At 45.4% G+C, this 16,953-nt stretch carries 17 protein-coding genes and 1 pseudogene; 2 read left to right on the top strand and 16 right to left on the bottom strand.

Annotated elements, in window-relative coordinates:
* Positions 1-4: 4 nt before the first annotated feature.
* Entirely contained in the window at positions 5-577 is a 573-nt protein-coding gene (locus AC58QD_RS05295) for a hypothetical protein (RefSeq protein WP_497330767.1), read from the top strand.
* Positions 570-887 (top strand): transcriptional regulator, encoded by a 318-nt coding sequence (locus AC58QD_RS05290; RefSeq protein WP_497330766.1) that lies wholly within the window; start codon positions 570-572, stop codon positions 885-887. Before AC58QD_RS05295 ends, AC58QD_RS05290 begins: the two co-directional genes overlap by 8 nt.
* Before the next feature lie 24 nt (positions 888-911).
* On the opposite strand, the gene AC58QD_RS05285 is transcribed toward AC58QD_RS05290, so the two are convergent.
* The 16 genes and pseudogenes from AC58QD_RS05285 to AC58QD_RS05210 form a co-directional block, all read right to left on the bottom strand.
* Positions 912-1,397, bottom strand: coding sequence for an 8-oxo-dGTP diphosphatase (locus AC58QD_RS05285; RefSeq protein WP_497330764.1), 486 nt, complete (start codon positions 1,395-1,397; stop codon positions 912-914).
* Between the two features lie 94 nt (positions 1,398-1,491).
* Positions 1,492-2,343: a DMT family transporter gene (locus AC58QD_RS05280; protein ID WP_497330762.1), complete on the bottom strand. Its 852-nt coding sequence runs from the start codon at positions 2,341-2,343 to the stop codon at positions 1,492-1,494.
* 6 nt (positions 2,344-2,349) lie between these two features.
* Positions 2,350-2,868: a GrpB family protein gene (locus AC58QD_RS05275; RefSeq protein WP_497330760.1), complete on the bottom strand. Its 519-nt coding sequence runs from the start codon at positions 2,866-2,868 to the stop codon at positions 2,350-2,352.
* A 45-nt stretch (positions 2,869-2,913) separates the two neighbouring features.
* Positions 2,914-3,609, bottom strand: coding sequence for a class I SAM-dependent methyltransferase (locus AC58QD_RS05270; protein ID WP_497330758.1), 696 nt, complete (start codon positions 3,607-3,609; stop codon positions 2,914-2,916).
* A 148-nt stretch (positions 3,610-3,757) separates the two neighbouring features.
* Entirely contained in the window at positions 3,758-3,916 is a 159-nt protein-coding gene (locus AC58QD_RS05265) for a hypothetical protein (protein WP_497330756.1), read from the bottom strand.
* Between the two features lie 13 nt (positions 3,917-3,929).
* Positions 3,930-4,457 (bottom strand): P-loop nucleotide/nucleoside kinase family protein, encoded by a 528-nt coding sequence (locus tag AC58QD_RS05260; protein WP_497330754.1) that lies wholly within the window; start codon positions 4,455-4,457, stop codon positions 3,930-3,932.
* Positions 4,458-4,505: 48 nt separating this feature from the next.
* Positions 4,506-5,196: pseudogene (locus AC58QD_RS05255) on the bottom strand (GNAT family N-acetyltransferase).
* Positions 5,197-5,305: 109 nt separating this feature from the next.
* The gene (locus tag AC58QD_RS05250; RefSeq protein ID WP_497330752.1) at positions 5,306-5,527 is read right to left on the bottom strand and encodes a hypothetical protein; all 222 of its coding nucleotides are present in this window, start codon (positions 5,525-5,527) and stop codon (positions 5,306-5,308) included.
* A gap of 42 nt (positions 5,528-5,569) precedes the next feature.
* The gene (locus tag AC58QD_RS05245) at positions 5,570-5,947 is read right to left on the bottom strand and encodes an NUDIX hydrolase (protein WP_497330750.1); all 378 of its coding nucleotides are present in this window, start codon (positions 5,945-5,947) and stop codon (positions 5,570-5,572) included.
* A 97-nt stretch (positions 5,948-6,044) separates the two neighbouring features.
* Entirely contained in the window at positions 6,045-6,500 is a 456-nt protein-coding gene (locus AC58QD_RS05240; protein WP_497330748.1) for a DUF2663 family protein, read from the bottom strand.
* A 450-nt stretch (positions 6,501-6,950) separates the two neighbouring features.
* Positions 6,951-7,859, bottom strand: a complete 909-nt coding sequence (locus tag AC58QD_RS05235; protein WP_497330746.1) for a Gfo/Idh/MocA family protein — start codon at positions 7,857-7,859, stop codon at positions 6,951-6,953.
* 28 nt (positions 7,860-7,887) lie between these two features.
* On the bottom strand, positions 7,888-8,955 hold the full coding sequence (locus tag AC58QD_RS05230; protein WP_497330744.1) for a Gfo/Idh/MocA family protein: 1,068 nt from the start codon (positions 8,953-8,955) through the stop codon (positions 7,888-7,890).
* A gap of 18 nt (positions 8,956-8,973) precedes the next feature.
* On the bottom strand, positions 8,974-9,978 hold the full coding sequence (locus AC58QD_RS05225) for a phytanoyl-CoA dioxygenase family protein (RefSeq protein ID WP_497330742.1): 1,005 nt from the start codon (positions 9,976-9,978) through the stop codon (positions 8,974-8,976).
* A gap of 98 nt (positions 9,979-10,076) precedes the next feature.
* The gene (locus AC58QD_RS05220) at positions 10,077-12,728 is read right to left on the bottom strand and encodes a right-handed parallel beta-helix repeat-containing protein (protein WP_497330740.1); all 2,652 of its coding nucleotides are present in this window, start codon (positions 12,726-12,728) and stop codon (positions 10,077-10,079) included.
* A gap of 73 nt (positions 12,729-12,801) precedes the next feature.
* Positions 12,802-15,249, bottom strand: a complete 2,448-nt coding sequence (locus AC58QD_RS05215; protein ID WP_497330738.1) for a hypothetical protein — start codon at positions 15,247-15,249, stop codon at positions 12,802-12,804.
* Positions 15,250-15,279: 30 nt separating this feature from the next.
* Positions 15,280-16,872 carry a type 2 periplasmic-binding domain-containing protein gene (locus AC58QD_RS05210; protein WP_497330736.1) on the bottom strand — a complete coding sequence of 531 codons (1,593 nt, stop codon included), beginning with the start codon at positions 16,870-16,872 and terminating at the stop codon, positions 15,280-15,282.
* Positions 16,873-16,953 lie beyond the last annotated feature (81 nt).

Genomic DNA, 16,953 nt, shown 5'->3' with positions numbered 1-16,953 from the left:
CTAGTTGAACAAGGAACCTCAACAAGCTTTACAGGATATTGCTTTTATCAAACAGTTAATCGCCCGGAATCAACAAAAATTGGATCATTCTCCCCCTTTCTTATACATTTGGGGAACCTATATGACCCTGGGTTACATCGGTATGCAGTTCAATACAACGTTGTGGCCGATCTGGTTCTGGTCATGCGGGACGATCGTTGCAAGCATACTCACTTCCATTGTTGGTGCCAGGTTACCCAAGCAGCCTTCCTCACAAGAAGGAGGCTCATACGGTTGGATGTTCTGGCTTCCTTTTGCCGTAACCTTGTTGTCGGGGGGCTTTATGATGGCTGCAGACATTGTCAGAGAAGAGTACCTTTCTGTGTTCTGGTGTGCTCTGATTGGGATTGCTTATGTATCTTTGGGGGCGTTAGTTGGTAAGGGACCGGTCATTCTTGGAATATGGTTTATTGTATTGGCTATCGGGACTCGATTGTTCTTTCTTGACTATCAATTCCTCTTGCTAGGTCTGTTAGGTGGAGGCAGTGTTATCCTTACAGGTGTGTTACTGCAGCTGCGCAGGAGAAAATATGGGTGATAATATTCTGGATGCCATTGATGAAACCATACATGCGAAAGCCCGGCTAGGGATAATGAGTTTGCTGACGGTACATGGAGAATGTGACTTTGGTTTTCTGCGCAGTGAACTTCAGTTGACCGAAGGAAACCTCGGCAATCATATTCGAGTGCTCGAGGAAGCCGGTTACATCCAAGTCACCAAAACTTTTGCAGGGAAACGGCCCAAAACCATATGCAGCTCAACGCAGCTTGGGACGAAAATGCTCGAACAGTATGTGGAAGGTCTGGAGAAAATCATTCGAACGATCCGGAACAAAGAAGGCGGCTAAGGAGGATGGTTGCCAGGCCTCAAATTATAAAGCGTAATTCATAATCGTCTTATGCAAGGTCTCGTTCTTTTTCTCGTCCCAAACATAGCTCCATTCGAAGGTTCCCGGTTCGAAGAACTTGGGGAATCGCCGTCTGAACCAATCCTGCATCGGCAGTGCAAGAGCCTCCTCTCTATCCACCCAGAGTAACTCACCTTCCGGAGGCTCCCGGAGCAGATCACCTTCAAAGGAAGTAGCCAAGTAATTGAAGACCATCTGCCTGACGCCAGTATTCGGCTCGCAAAATTCTTCCATTCCTTTGTAGACGATATCCTTCACGATTAACCCCGTCTCTTCACTTACTTCACGTATCGCTCCGGCGACAATGCTTTCCGGGAAATCCACCTTCCCGCCAGGTGCAATATATCCTGGAAAGCCTCGTTTGTCCGGCCGATTGATTAAGAGCACCTTCGTCCCGTCCTGGATCATGCACATCGTATATATTTTGTAGGTAACATCGACTGCTGCCATTATAATTCTCACTCCTGTTAGATAGCTTCCTAATCCGAATTCTTCTTCAACCTCGTATTGATCTCCTCTAGTGTATCCTGTAGCTTATCCACGATTAACCTCCCCATGCAAGCGTAAGAATACCCAGCGTAATCAAGATTGATGCAACAATCCGGCTTCGCGCTTGGGGCTCTCGAAGGATGAATACCCCAAAAAGTGTACCGAATACAGTACCGATCTCACGCATTGGGGCGATATGGGAGACGGGCATCAGCTCCAGAGCTTTTAGAAAAATGATATAGCCCCCTGGTGCGAGAATGCCCCCGAGAATAATCGTTGGCCAATTCACACGCCACTCCTGACGAATAGCCTTAGACTTGATCGCAATATAAGTTAATGCCATTAAGTTACCGATATTGGTTGCTTCATTCAGCGTTACAGGCGGAAAATACTCCAAAGCTACTTTATCGACTACTGTGTAGCCTGTTATCATAAGACCAACTAAGGAAGCAACAATGACCGCTTGATTCTGCAAATTCCATTGCCTCTTAGCCGTGAAATTCCCTACCAACAAAATACCCGTTACAATACATAGAACCCCGATCCATCCTAACATCTGCAGCTGCTCGTTCAAGAAAACGACTGCGAAGACGGGTACAAGCAATGGACTCGTTCCTCGCATAATCGGGTACACTTGCGACAGATCGCCAATCGTATATGCCTTTGCAAGCAGCCATACATACACACCATGTAAGATCATACTCGCCAACAACCACATCCATCCGATAGCAGGTACCGAATCCATTGTGTTGATCTCAACGAGTGTGAACGGAAAGAATATGATGATGGCTGCCCATTGGCAGTACCACAGAAATACGCTCTTATGGATACTGTTCTTGGTGAACAGGTTCCAGATCGAATGAAGGAGTCCAGACAACAGGACCAGTAGAATCGCAGTAGAGAACAAAATTGGTTACCCTCGCATATCCGCATCCCTGGCTTTTTGGACAATACCTGTTACAAAATCAGTCTTCGCTTGCGTGTACCCGTTGCGGTCATTCCTGAATTGCTCGGAGTTCTTCTTCTTCAAAGCTATATATGCCTGTTGATCTTTCGGATGCAGCCTCATATAGTTGCGAAACAGGATTGGATTATTCCAATGCTCCGTCCCATATTCCACAAAATGAACATGATGGGTTCTAGGGTTTTTTTGATGAAATAACCGCCCTCCCGGTACGCTTAAAGATTCGATGTAGGAATAGTTCAGTAGATCTAATACCGATAAGCTCTGATGTGCTTCTGCAAACGTCCGGAACCCTACAAGAATATCAAGAATCGGTTTGGCTGCAAGACCAGGTATCGAGGTGCTCCCAAAGTGTTGAATGTCTACAACTTTGCTCATATCCAATAGTTCCATCATGCTGCGCAGCTCATTCAGAAAATCAGATGGCCATCTTTCATTATAATCATTAATAACAATCTCTTCTGCCATCCAAATCCCCTCTTCTACAAATGTAAATATAGCCCCCTTATATTATTACATTTGCTTCCACCAAATTCCTGCACATTCCGGCAGCTTAGTCCATTTATTTGTCATAACCTGTCGAGCCATCTGCTCTCCGAAAAAGAATCGGGTTAACTCTTGCGCTTCCTCTATGCTTTGGAAGGTATAGTCTGTACGCATCCATTGGTGAGAGAAGCCATACACTTCTTCAAGTGCCCGATAATATGGAGTCAGGTAAGTGGGCGGATTCGGCTCTGTTGTGCCTGTCCCTAGTGTCTCGATAATAATAATTGTGCCGTCATCTCTTACTATCCGTTTAACTTCCGAAAGGATAACAGCAAGGTTGTCTTGCCAATCGGACACGTCAGTATTAGTCAAATAACATATACTCCAGCCTGACACAACCAGGTCTATGGAATGATCTGCTATCGGATGCAAGTCCCTGTGATCACATACGGCCGTGGACCAATTATGTAGTTGTGGATGCTCCTGCTGTAGCTTCTGCCCAAGAACATGAAGCATAGCCTCAGAACGGTCTGTACAAATCAAAGAATTGACTTCCTTCACGAACTTTGCTGCCAGTCTCCCAGATCCAGCTCCAAGATCCGCTACATCCAGACCTCGAAAAGGTCTTATCCCTCTTATTACCTCTGACAAGTCAGGCTGCTTGCTGATAAGTTGCTCATATTTCTCTGCTTGATTCTTATAAATCTGATCATGATTGGACATGTATCGATCGCCTCCTAGTTGGTTTCATTCAAAATACACCTTAACCTTACGTCAAGGTCAATGGGTAAAGCATACACTAAAAAGTCCAATACCGATTGGTAAAGGACCTCAAATTTATAATGTGCTATTCTCTATGTCGCTTCCCGCGCTAAGATTGTCGGCTATCGTTGTTCACTTGATCTGATTTTTTAATAATAGTATCCAATCTGGATATGATTCTCTCATCATTTTCTCTCATTCTTATCAAATGAGTATCAATTCTAATAATTCCAATTGTTATTAGGGCGACGAATATGATCTCGAACATAACAAACCTCCTATTAATCGACGGTCATCATATAATCCATAACTTTTGTAATGTAACTTTCCATGGGTTGTGAAGAATCAACAATAAGTGTCTTAACATGTGTGGGTCGTTTGTTATTCTCGATTTGAAATTTGAAAGCTTCCTCGGAATGTACCTGTTGGATCTGACTTATCATCCTGTTGCGCTGTTTCAATCTCTTATTTATCTCCTCCATATCCTTGACGTAACATTCCACGTATTTATACTGGACTTTATACTTTTGAGCCAGATTCGTTCCCTTTTCAACCATTTCCGTATAGAAACATGGACTATCAAATATTACGGAGTGCCCTTGGGAGAGTAGAAAATCAATTAAGGACCATTCGATATGATATGAAATTTTGCCAGTTGCTTTGGGGTCTAAGTTCGACTCCATAGATTCTAACAAAGCTGTTTTCACAATGTCATGATCAATCACAATCGCACCTGTTCGATTGCCGATTGCTCTGGCTAGAGTCGACTTTCCTGCACCGGGATAACCCGACATTTGAAGAAAAAACATACAAAGCCTCCGTTTGGTTGTTGTTGACAGACCACTGTAAGAATAATTTCAATCATGATACCAGTACATCGGGTGTTCATTCACTTTATCAAACCCCAACTTGCTGGCTAATTGATTAGATTCCATATTATCGGAGTGACAACACCAGTTTGGTGTAAGCTGCTTACTCAACACCTGCTGCCGTAGCAAGGCCCATACGTTTGTAGTTCTCTATTGTGATGATGTCAATCTCAGCATATTTCTTGCTAATATAGGGCGAGGTACAAACGCTTAGAATACCTTCTTCTCTTGTAATGAAATGTCCAATGCCATGTGTGCAAAAATGAGCGTCTGAGTCCCAAACCATTTGATAATAGGGGTAGAAATCCTCTCTATAGAGCTTTGAAAGGGTCGAATTCAAGCTTTGTTGTTTGAACTGGGGATCCAGGCCTATAGATGTATGGCTGTGTTCACTGAGAAATCGGTCTTGATTAAAACGAAAATAGGAGCGCAATATCTTGTTTGCATTCTTAATCGGACGATTATCTATTACCTTCTCCCACTCATCCGAAAAGATTCCGAGTGCATAAAAATGATTTTGGTTGGATGGCATATTCATATAGTCAATAATAAAATCATTAAACTTTCGATCCTGTACCGTTCCAGTCAAACAATAGAATCCTCCAGAGCTTGTAATAAACGCAGCTGTTGGTTCTGATATATTATTTACATATATACGGCCTCTTTGGATGTGATCCATTACCGATAGCGCATAGACGGCTTTATTATGGATTGGCTCAAGCAACGGTAACACAATTGAGAATTGTTCACGATCGAGTTCGTACATATTGGGCTCCTTATTAATAGAATCAATCCACAATACTCATAATGATCCCGAAGACAGCCATAACAACAACGGAAGAAATTACGAAATAGGCAAAGATCCTTATGGGAAGAGGCAAATGATTCATGATCACTTTACGGGGTGGTCCGCCGCCTTCAATTCGTTGAATCTGCTCTATCTCTGGTACAATTGTCTCTCGTTCATCACTTGTATGGGAACGTTCACCTTGAGTTTCATGGATTTTCACTCCTATAACCTCCACCCCATCGATTTGATCCAAATCCTATTCTCAAGACCTATTTGAGCTTTCCTTCAAGTGCATGTTGATAATAGGTTTGGTATATGTATCGAATCTAGTCTCATCATTAAGCTCAACCCAAGCTACCTCAATAAGATCCTCGTTGTATTCCTGGGTCTTATCCAGAAACAATTCTCCGCCAATAATCTGAGCAATGAATGTATATTTGTTACCGTGACTATATAAAAGCTTATCGATCCGAATGTCATAACCCGTCTCTTCTTTGATCTCTCTGACACAGGCTTGTTCTGGAGTTTCATTGCTCTCAATCCCGCCACCTGGGAAATTCCAAACAAGATCCCCTCGTTGCACATATTGTCTTACCATTAATACTTTCCCGTCTTGTATAATCAAAGCTTGTGAAATCAATTCCTTCCGTCCTCCGTCCTGGATATCTTAATATCACAAATGTACTATAAAAAACAAAAAATGGAAACGAAGTATTCGTGTCCATTGCAGCTGCAAATTATTTATTATACCTGATATTAATATCTTTCTCAGTCTTAAGCTTTTCCGATATAGCATCCTTAAGTTTAGAATCCTCATTAATCTTCCAAGATGCGGAAAGTCTTCGCGCTGCTTCCTCCCTGAGACTGTCATATTTGTCTTTATGTTTCTTGTGCTCTTTGGAGACTGAACTTGAAAAGATAAATAAGCTAACGGCTAATAGTATAAAGACCAGGGATGCTCGGCTGGAGCCTATATACTCAATGATGTTAAAAACGTTAAAATTAGCAGCCGCATTCATTCGAAACATCCAAAAAAGAATAACTATAATAATGACTGCATTGATGATCGACAATAAAATAAGTCTAAATTTCAGTTGTTGCTCTTTTTCTCTACGATTAATTAGCTCTTTTAGTAACTCTTTGGTATCCTCAGATACCGATAATTCTTTGCTCCATTTCTGGAAATCAAACATAGCTACACCACCTCAATTGATGTGTATGCTTGATTTATAAATTGTTGCATTCTTTTCAATATATCATTTTAATACCTTCAATAGAGTTACATTTTTCAAACCATTCTTCTGGAATTCATTTGAATAACGTTCTTCAATTTCGTACAGATACTTAGAATCCCAACCCATAAGGGAACAAATTTCCCTTATTCTCGATCACATTCTCATTTGATCAATAATAAGGGAATCAAGAGCCCTTATTGATAAAAATTAGTCTGATTCCGAGTTTTCTGAAGAAATAAGGTAGCTGGGATCCCCTTAACTCAGCCTATTTCCTTCCCTTGGCATGATAAGGGACATGCGTTCTCTTGTTTTAGAAAAAGCCTTTTTCGATAAACACATATAACCCCATTCGCTAGCGAGTGAGGTTATACTATCATAAATCTTCAATTCTGTAAGAGAGGATCATGTCTATAATTTTACGGATTGCCCAGTCCGTGCGCTTTCGTTTGACGCTTCGATGAATCGGATCAGCTCCAAAGACTCTTCTATATCAATCGGCGCGATACCAGTCTGAAACATCGTCATCACTTGTTCCAACAAGCCTGCATAGAACGGCTTGGGATGTGCGCTCACATCCGCGAATTGAGTGATTTTCTCACGATGAATCAAGGCGCCGAAACGGAAGTTTCCTTTACGATTACCGCGTACAGTCCCTATTCGACCATCCTGCCATATACCGACAACCAGATCGTAATCTGCATTCGAACGCGTGCTTACTTCAACGCATCCCGGTCCCATTACGGTATAGAGCATCTCGACTGAATGAATGCCGTAAGTGAACAACCCCGGCATAACTACCTCAAGCGGAGTCGGACCGAAACAATCCACACCTATAATCGCGCCATCTTCTTCTCTCGCACTACCCAATACCTCTGTTAATCCTGCTGCATACCTTAAGGAAGAACTGCTCATCAAGGGCACATTATTCTGCTGGGCCAACTGAACAATCGCTTGAGCGTCCGCCAAAGTCGTCGCGAAGGGCTTGTCGACAAATACTGGCTTGCCGTAAGGGGCAATTGCTCGGAACAGCTCCAGATGCGCGCGCCCATCTACCGACTCCAGCAGAATCGCGTCGCATTGCTCGGCTACCGCCTCAGGTGAATCTACGATGGTCACGCCAAAACGATCACGCAAATCATTCGTATATCCTTCCACACGGGAGTAGCTCGAGTGCATATCGGAAGAGCCCCCGGGATAACCCACGACTACCTTAGCGCCGGGAACGTGATAGGGATGATCCTTCTGATTTAATAATTGTGAAAAAGCAATGACATGCGAAGTATCCAAGCTGATCAAACCAAGCTTTATTTCGTTCATTAGGAAAGCTCCTCGTGTTTGGAGTTCTTTACAACCTTGATAATGGATTTTGTCTATGGCATTCTTCAATGACTGCAATTTGTTGTTTTACATGTTGCGGCGTAATATCAAGCGGCTCTCCATTTACGATTGCTGCATATAATTTCCCGTAGAACGTATTGCATACATAGGAGAGTGTGTCTTTCTGGGTTTCTGGCAGCTCCCATTGATCTTCTATCCAGGGCAAAGTTTCTGAGCCGTATGCAGGAGATCCATCGGCGTGTTTCAAGGGGGTGCGGATTAATTGTTGTTCTGGTGCTTGCTCTGGTTGGAAATATTTCCAATTCAATTTGTTTCCGTTGCCGCTGATCCCTCCATATTGCGCTTGAATGCGATACGTAGCGGTAGGATAAGCGTCACAAGAAGTGATTTCCAGATCAAGCAAGGGGTGATCCTTCTTGTGCATAATCAGTTTCACATAATCCTCCGCATCCCCGAAAGTATTCACACGGTCCATGAAGCAGGTAATATTCGGCATCGTTTCCGTCCCAAAAAGCTGAAGCGCTTGATCGAGCGGATGCGGTCCTGTATTCAGCAGATTGCCGCCATTGTTAGCTTGGAGGGTTTGCCAATCCCATCGCCGTGCAAAACCGTTAAACGAAATGCTCGCCTGAACAATGCGCCCAAGCACACCGGAGTCAATGACCTCCATAATTTTTTGAAATGCTGGCGAGTAACGGGATTGTTGAAATATAGTCAATCGCTTGCCGGCTTTTACAGACGCTGCTATTAAAGTGTCCACTTCTTCAGCTGTGCGGGCTAACGGCTTCTCGCATAACACATGAAACCCATTTTCCAGACATTCCAGCGTTAAGGGGACATGCAAGTGACTCGGTGATGCATTCACGATCAGATCCAGTTCTTTTCGGTGAAACAGATGTTTGTAATCCTCATATGCATCACAGCCAAACTCCTCTTCAGCACGCTTGCGATAGGACTCCTCATGATCGGAGACGGCAACAATTTGGAATAGCTCAGGCAAGCCCTTCAGTGTTTTGGCGTGAATGTCGTGTCCGCTTCTTCCTTGTCCTATAATGCCTACTTTCAAAGCTCCCATTGCCCACTCACTCCATCCTCAGCATTCTGCATTGGTCATTTCGTTGGTAAACATCATTTTGAACTCCTGTGGAGTCATCTTTCTGGACGACTCGGGTGAATAGTGAAACTGGAGCGCTCTTCGACGTTTACTGGAAAAATTGGGCGGCGTCCCATGATGCAGCAGACCTGCAAAAAAGAGCGCGCCTCCCGGCTTCAGCGTAACGGCTACATCCCGTTCCACATCTACGTTGGTATCACACAGCTGCCAATCCCGAATCGCATAGTGCGGAACGGGCCCATCCATATGAGAGCGAGGAATAACATGCATACAACCATTGTCTAGCCCTGCTTCATCCAAGGCGATCCAGACTCCGCACACCATTTTCGTTTGAGAAAGGTTTCCGTAGGCCATATCTTGATGCCATGGCTTTTCGCCGCCTGCTTCTGTGGAAGGGGGTTTTAGTATCGCTTGATCTTCCAAGAACTGTGCTTTTTCCCCGAAAATCCGTTCGAGTATACTTTGCACATTATCATGAAAGCAAGCATGATAAAGCGCAGGCGCATGATCGACGAATCTATGCAGCTTGCGCATCGCTCGATCCCTGTCTTCAGGTGTATGCAATTCCGTTTCCTTCTTCATAAACTGCAAGCGAGGACCTACAATTCGTCCCTGAATAATATCGGTTACGGCTTCATTGGCGGCTGCAACTTCTGCTTCGGACAATATTTGATCTACAACCAGGTACCCTTGCTCCCAAAATTGCTTGATCCGATAATCGTTCAAATCTTGTGCAGTCGCCAAACGATCCGTAGCGATGTGATCATACCTATACATCGAATGGGCGATATCGGATACAGAATCAACCGACTTTACATCATAAGCATACGTTGGCTGTGCTCCATCTTGAGGTTGTACAATTACCCGTTTACTAATTGCTGGTCTAACTTCGGGAATAGGAAAATTGTACCACTGGTTATTGTCTGCTAGGACTAGCATGTGTTCGTCTGTAAAGCTGTGAACCATGCCTTTGATTTGTGCCATTACAATCACCCTCTCTTCATTTACTAGTTCTACCTTCAGAGTAAGCGAGATCGATATGGAAATCTATTTCATTATTCTCCACTTCGTTATATTAATTTTTATTGTCCAGGCTCAGGCTGCCATAACCCGATATCGTCGAGATAAATGTAGTATCGACTTACATTTTCAAATGTTACAACTAGCTCCGTTTCATCTGGTCCGGTGATGAATGGAAGTTTGACCATCTTCGCTTCCCAATTGAGTCGGAATACAGAACGATCGGTGATCAACCCGTTTGCACCGTGGACTTCCACTTTAGCGCCCTTACCAAAGAAATTCGTATGATACAATTTGAAACCGCTTAATAACAAACGACCCGGTCCCGTAACCTTGAAGTAAAGGTCGTGTACTCCTGACACAACTCGAATCGGTGAAGAAAAGTATCGCCACACAGAGTCGTAATCCATCTGCTGACTGATAACGGCTATCCTTTCTCCTTCCAGGCTGTCCAGAAACACTTCCACTGAGATGGAACCGAATATTTTGGTCATTCCAAGTGTAATATGATCATATTTGCCTGGACTTCCGAAATCGACTTCCGCGAATTTCAACCAATCACCGTTCACAAGCTGGCCTACATAACGTAAATCACGATAGATCGCATAACTGCCATCCGGTGAAGTATCCAGAACTCCAGCCGTATGAATATCATCGAATTGTTCTGCGCTGCGGTACTCCCCATCTAACTTGATACCGCCCCATAATTCATAGGCAGCGTTCGGCACAATACCCGTAACCTTTTGCTCGATCCGTTCACCTGGAGCTAGCATCGCCGCGTATTTATTACTGCGAATCACTGAAGGATAGCCATCCCGACTGAAATCCCATGCGCATTCATAAGCGATCTTAGGTGTACCTGCTGCGACCTGCCAAGGCTCCCATTGATTGGACTCAAACCCGCCATTACCAATTGCGCTCTTACTGCTCAGCGTTGAATAGACAAGTTCTGTATGTCTTGTTTGGCTGAAATCATGCCCAGGAATCCAATAAGGTTCATCAGTCTCGTAAGCACCAAGATCAGGTGTCTTGCCATCAGAAGCTGTAACACCTGCAATTCTCCTCCCGGCCGAGAAAGCTTGCGAATCTTCGCGCAGTCGGAAATCTCGATTATCGGCATCAACAAACCCGCCATCTATCCCGAAGAGATTGTGAGACACAACGCAGTCTTCCCCCCATTTCACAAGTGTTCCTTCGGAGAAAATATTGTTGATCATATGGGTTCCATACATATCATCCAATAGAAATACTGCCGAATCCGCATCACCGCTGCGAAGAAAAGTATTGTTGTAAATAAGGGTTCGCTGGAGTGGCCGGTTCAGATGGAGCCCATGATGCGGGATATTCCAGACGACATTGCGGAACAGGTTCACTCCGCTTGTCCAGGCGTCCATATAAAAGCCGAAGCTAAGATGCGGCGACTCGTTATCGTGCAGCCAATTGTGATGAATATCGGTATTATCAAAATCATGATTGAACAAATAAATGATGCCTGAATCCTTAGTCAAACAATTAGCATGAGAAACATCGCAATACTCGATAACTGAGCGAGCGAACACCCCAGAGACACAAGTACGTGCTGCCCTGGTAATCGTACAACGGCTGATCAAATGCTGAGAACCATTCGCCCATACAAGACTGGCGTAGGATGCCTCCATATTGCCGTCGTGAATATGGCAATTGACGACTCGATTCCGTTCCCCTGATAAATTCACGCCGATGCCTTCAAAGTATCCGATCTCACTGTTTGCAATCTTATTATCGCTTCCCGCAATCTCGACACCCTTAGTTCTTCCATATATCGATTGACGATCACCAAAATAACGGTCTATGCCATGTATTCGCACACCATCTATGCTGCAGAAGGAAGCATTCTCTGTAGTGATCGAGCTTGCACGGATTTCGAAACCGACAATCTCGATGTAGGAGCAGCCGCGCAGATCAAAAGCATAATCGCGCCGCTTGGCTTCAATCTCGCTGCCGGATGGGTCGGCACCGCCCGGTAGTCGTACTGTCATTCGACCCTTAACCGCATCGACATACCAACCCTCATTAATAGCAACCGCTTGCGGTGAACGGGTTATGAAATAAATATCCCCTGGTGCCGTCCAGTAATGAGGAGCCGAGCTGACCCAACCGTCGAAATAAAGTGTACCCTTGCGGAAGTCGGTCACTCGCGCAGTCGAAATAAAATAACCCGCGCCATTCACACAGGCAACCACAGCTCCGGTCCAATGTCCATCCGGAAAGGCAAGCAAATCAGCATCATAAATCGTGTATGTGGGCATTTCATTGGTGCAGGAGTCGACCACTGCATATTGGGAACGGTCAAGACGGTCCGTTATTCGAGGCCACATTGCCTCATGACTGAGTGCGCCGTCAATGAACACGATATTGCCGCAATCCCCGTGTAAACTCCAATCCATAGGCGCCTCATAGATGCCCTTTTCCCGTTGTGTCCAGCCTACAACTGGATCACAACCGCTGATGACAACCCGCTCTCCAGCTTTCGCCTCGAAGCGAATGGGCGCACCTTCACGTCCTGAAGCTGCAGGAACCACTGTCTCGCGGTATGTACCACCGCTTACTATGCAGCGATCACCAGCAAGCATCGCTGCTGCAGCATGTCCGATCGTCTGCCACGGTCGTTCCGGCTGCAAACCGTCATTCGTATCCCTTCCGTACTCTGCTACATAGTAAATATGGTTAGTCATGCTCTTCCTCCTAGGATAAGCCTTCAATAAGGCATCATGTTGCTGAATCGACAATGCTGCTTTGGATATCAGCTTACTTGCATTCCAGCTTTATACGGACACTCAGCGTCCCCTGCATACCCTCGTGACAAAAGGCAATTCTTGTCTGCGTGTTGCTAAACGGCGTATTGCCGCAAAGCATTTCCTTGCGTTGCTCAAGGAAGGTCTTATAGTCATCACCTAGCAAGGGCAGTGAATCTATCCGCACAGTACAGTTCGGCGGTACAGTAATCCGGGTAATCCCGCGTTTGCCGAGTAACACTACAGAATCCCCTTCCAGTTCAACTGGCAGCGGGGTCGTCCAGTAGAATTCAACACCCGTTCCTTGTATTAACTCATAGTTGTCTGTGATCGTTATCTCATCCGGAGCCGGTGAATCCCATTTGCGCAGCCAAGAACGGTAGTAGAGCTCCCATCCCGGGCTTACATCGATCTCCGCGTGAAATGATGTTTCGTCGCCACTCCCGTGCGGTTTGACATCGACCATGATCGGATTGGTTGGCCGTGGACGCTCCTTCATCCCGACAGGAACAAGCATATTGTGTCGTTGACTGTGTTTGAGTACTTCCGCCATGGGATGGCTGTAGTCACAACTTCCAATCTCCATCGCCACTGTTTCTCCGGCAAATTCCAGCACGAAATGGCCCTTGTCTTCATGCGTATGGTCAGCACCAGCCTGATTGCCCATGATGAGGATTTTGACCAACTCTCCCTCATGCCGCCTGACGGAAGACAGGAGTCCCATATTCGGAAGTGAAAGAAAAGGAAGCAGCTCTGGTCCATGTTGCGGAATAGATGATTCGAGCAAGTATGCAGGCAGTGTGTCCGGGATTCCACCAGCCAGCTTTAGCGATTTGCGGAATACACTTACCCATTGACTATCCGGCATCATTGCAGCGAGGTATGCAATCGACTCCTGGTTGATGTATATGGCATCACAGATCAGAATCATTAACATATCATCCGAAGTGGATACAAGTGCTTCCACAAATGATGCCGTTCTTTGCAAAGATTCAGGCAAAACTGAAGCATAGTCGATTCCCCGCTGACGACCATAATAATACAGAGAGAGCGCACATTGACGTGCGGTCCAGGTGAAATACATAGGCCCTTCAAGAAAACCGCCATCCGGCAGGATCGTATGCTCCATACTCTCAATCAAGTCTTTCATAGCAAGCTCTGTATACGGCTTTACCCGTGGCATGCTCTGTTCCAGCACTGAATAGCCTAGCAATCGTCCCGGGCTGAACCAAGCCATCTGATTGCAATGAAATATATATTCATGCTTCCATGTAATGTAATTGGCGTTGCCTTGTCCATGCTCTGAGATTTTGCGCAGGATGACTTCCTTACCATATTCCGTGAACATTTCACCTGCCATATCGAGAATCGCCGCCGTCTCCAACATACACAGGGACTGTACAAAGGAGCGATGCTCAAACGAGCTTCCCGGAAAAAAACAGATGAAGCCGCTATCCCAATGATCGCACATCGTAATCGAAATGGCATAACGTGCAGCCAATCGGAGCAGGTTCTTGTCCTTCATCAGAAGTGCAGCTGCGGCCGCATTCGGTCCATGTGTGAGCAGCAATTTGCCATAGTCGCGATCCCGGCAATAACGTGTATCGTTCCAGAAATTCACGAACTCCCCGATCATCTGCTCTGGAATAAGCTTGCGCGCATCTTCCGCAAGCTGGAGAAACGGACTTGTGTCATGTTCCTTAATCCATGCTGTATGCTTATTCCGCAATTGCTCCAATTCCCCGCTGTTCACAACTAACCCATAAGCCGGTTCGAAAGTAGGTTCGAAGCTTTCAGGCTGCAAATATTCCTCCCATCGATCGTCGAATCGCTTCCACTGTGCTTGATATCGGTCGATCGTCCCTGACTCATGAAGACCTATCCAATTGAACCATCCCACGCCAAGCCCCTCACCTTGGGGCCAAACTTCCAACGTAACCGAACGTACCTCAGCAGCACCTTCGAGCGGTACGTAGCATTCCCGCTTCAGTGAACCGAACGGTTCCGATTCATACCCCACCATTCCCTTATCCGTCATGATTTCCATCCGCAGAAGCGCTCCTTCCGGAGCGACAAGTGAAATCATGAGATGGTCATATGCGGAGCAATCGACTTGGAAATCCCGTGTCATCCGCAATGCGGGTCCTTGCTGTGGTTTGGAGGTCCATTCGAACTGCACAAGCACCCACCTTTGATGTACTTTGAGCCCATGGGCTGTCCCGGGTTCGATCCGCCATTGCGGAAGCCCGCTCAGCTTAGGATCCGTGAACAGCTCGAATATCGATTCGGCCATATTAAACGGTGTGTTCTTCATGATCCAGTTCCTCTCTTCTCCTAGATTTGGAACATCCCACATCATGCCAATCATTACTGGAAAAGCAAAAAGCTGTCCATCAGTCGACGTTAGCCGCTTGATGGACAGCCGTGTCTTCTGACGATTGGCATATTCACCAATCGTCATCTAACAGGGCCGGGATATTATTACATATGCTTATTTCTTGATTTTAGCGTAGATTTCGTTTGCCTCTGCTGTTGCTTTCTCCAAACCTACTTTGTTCATTTCTGCAACGAAGTTATCAAATCCTTTATCTGTATCTACTTCGCCAAGAATAAATTTAAGCTCGTATTCCTTCGCCATTTTGAGCAATGCATCTTTGTTGGCATCCCAGCTAGGTAAAATTTTCGTCTGCAAAGCATCAGAAATGGCAGTGATGCCTTTATCATTGACTTGGGTACGGAAGGCTACCTTTTCAGCTGGATATTCATTCTTCAGCATCAACAGATTGTTACTCTTAGTCGGGCTGAAGAAATTGATACCCAATGCGGAAGTCGCTTTAATAGGATCGGTAAAATCAGGCTTTGGTACAATACCGCCGTCGGAAATATCATAGTGAACGCCCTTTTCCCCGTAAGAAGTCAACATATAGGCTTCTTCATCGGTCGCTAGAGTTTCCAACATTTTCAAGATAGCTTCGACTTTCTTTGGATCTTTCGAAGCATCAGCACCTATGGCGAATGGCACTTGCTTGAAGCCTTGAGCTATTCCCATCATTTTGCCAGCCGGACCTACGACCGGTTTGCCGACAACAAATTTCATGTTAGCTTTTATTGCATCTTGTCCAACTTGGCCGCTGCTGTGGTCATGATACCAGAGGGCTTGGTCCAGCATCCCTACCTTGCCGCCTACAAACTTAGCACGATAAGCGTTCCAGTCATCCGTAACGAATTCCGGATCGATGATGCCTGCTTTATACCATTTGTTCAACAGCTTAAGTGCAGCACGAGCTTGTTCCGTAACAAGACCGTATTGAACCTTGCCGTTGGCTTGCAATACCCAACCGGAAGGTGTAATCCCATGTGAAGCGAACACGGTATTAAAAATCTGGTTGCTGCCTAATGTGTCTTTTCCGCGAGCAGTGATCCCATAAGTGTCTTTCTTGCCATTGCCGTCGGGATCATCGTTGCGGAACTTGGTTAGCACGTCCTCGAGTTCAGCAATTGTCTTCGGAGGAGCGCTGTAGCCAATCTTTTTGAGCCATGCTTCGTTATAGGCCGGTATAAACGGAGAATCACCCTCCGCATAGATTTTAGGAATTCCATAGTTTTTACCATCTACTACGGGTACATCCCAATTCGTTTTATCTGCATCGTCAATCATTTTGGAGTACTTGGGTGCAAACTTGCGGATCGTTTCAACCGGGATTTCGCCGACTATTCCTTGTTTAACCCAATTGTGGAAATTGTCCATTCTTGAATCCAGGTTCCCGAAGAAGTCCGGCTTCTCGTTAGCGGCAAGCTTAATGTTAATTTGCTGCTCCCAGTTGGAACGGTCAATCCCAATGGGCTTGATCTTCATATTAAATCTCTTCTCCACATACTTCTGAGCCAGTGTATCGGTGCCCGGGATGTAGGCGGCAATCCATGAAATCTCAATCGGTTTCTCCGGTGCTGCCGTTGCGGAAGAGCTAGGTGCTGCGGATGGGGATGGGGATGAACTTCCTGTACCCTCTTTGCTGCTGCAGCCGGCCAGTACGATCATAAGCGATAGTGCAGAGACACTTGCTTTTAAAGCTTTACTCTTCATATAAAATCCTCCCTTTAGAGTTGCTCTTTCTTATATCAAGGAGCACTGGTGCGCCCGCTTAATAACACAATTTACAACCGT

It is taken from the genome of Paenibacillus sp. J2R1T-4 (genome assembly GCF_059692235.1).
Note: the sequence above shows the minus strand (reverse complement) of the source record. Positions and strands in the feature narration are given on the sequence as shown.

Bases quoted from the DNA above. Each gene is read 5' to 3' on its own strand.
- AC58QD_RS05260 (WP_497330754.1), bottom strand. From the start codon at position 4,457: ATGTTTTTTCTTCAAATGTCGGGTTATCCCGGTGCAGGAAAGTCGACT.
- AC58QD_RS05225 (WP_497330742.1), bottom strand. From the start codon at position 9,978: ATGGCACAAATCAAAGGCATGGTTCACAGCTTTACAGACGAACACATG.
- AC58QD_RS05215 (WP_497330738.1), bottom strand. From the start codon at position 15,249: ATGACGATTGGTGAATATGCCAATCGTCAGAAGACACGGCTGTCCATC.
- AC58QD_RS05220 (WP_497330740.1), bottom strand. From the start codon at position 12,728: ATGACTAACCATATTTACTATGTAGCAGAGTACGGAAGGGATACGAAT.
- AC58QD_RS05210 (WP_497330736.1), bottom strand. From the start codon at position 16,872: ATGAAGAGTAAAGCTTTAAAAGCAAGTGTCTCTGCACTATCGCTTATG.
- AC58QD_RS05235 (WP_497330746.1), bottom strand. From the start codon at position 7,859: ATGAACGAAATAAAGCTTGGTTTGATCAGCTTGGATACTTCGCATGTC.
- AC58QD_RS05285 (WP_497330764.1), bottom strand. From the start codon at position 1,397: ATGGCAGCAGTCGATGTTACCTACAAAATATATACGATGTGCATGATC.
- AC58QD_RS05265 (WP_497330756.1), bottom strand. From the start codon at position 3,916: ATGTTCGAGATCATATTCGTCGCCCTAATAACAATTGGAATTATTAGA.
- AC58QD_RS05240 (WP_497330748.1), bottom strand. From the start codon at position 6,500: ATGTTTGATTTCCAGAAATGGAGCAAAGAATTATCGGTATCTGAGGAT.
- AC58QD_RS05230 (WP_497330744.1), bottom strand. From the start codon at position 8,955: ATGGGAGCTTTGAAAGTAGGCATTATAGGACAAGGAAGAAGCGGACAC.
- AC58QD_RS05290 (WP_497330766.1), top strand. From the start codon at position 570: ATGGGTGATAATATTCTGGATGCCATTGATGAAACCATACATGCGAAA.
- AC58QD_RS05270 (WP_497330758.1), bottom strand. From the start codon at position 3,609: ATGTCCAATCATGATCAGATTTATAAGAATCAAGCAGAGAAATATGAG.
- AC58QD_RS05275 (WP_497330760.1), bottom strand. From the start codon at position 2,868: ATGGCAGAAGAGATTGTTATTAATGATTATAATGAAAGATGGCCATCT.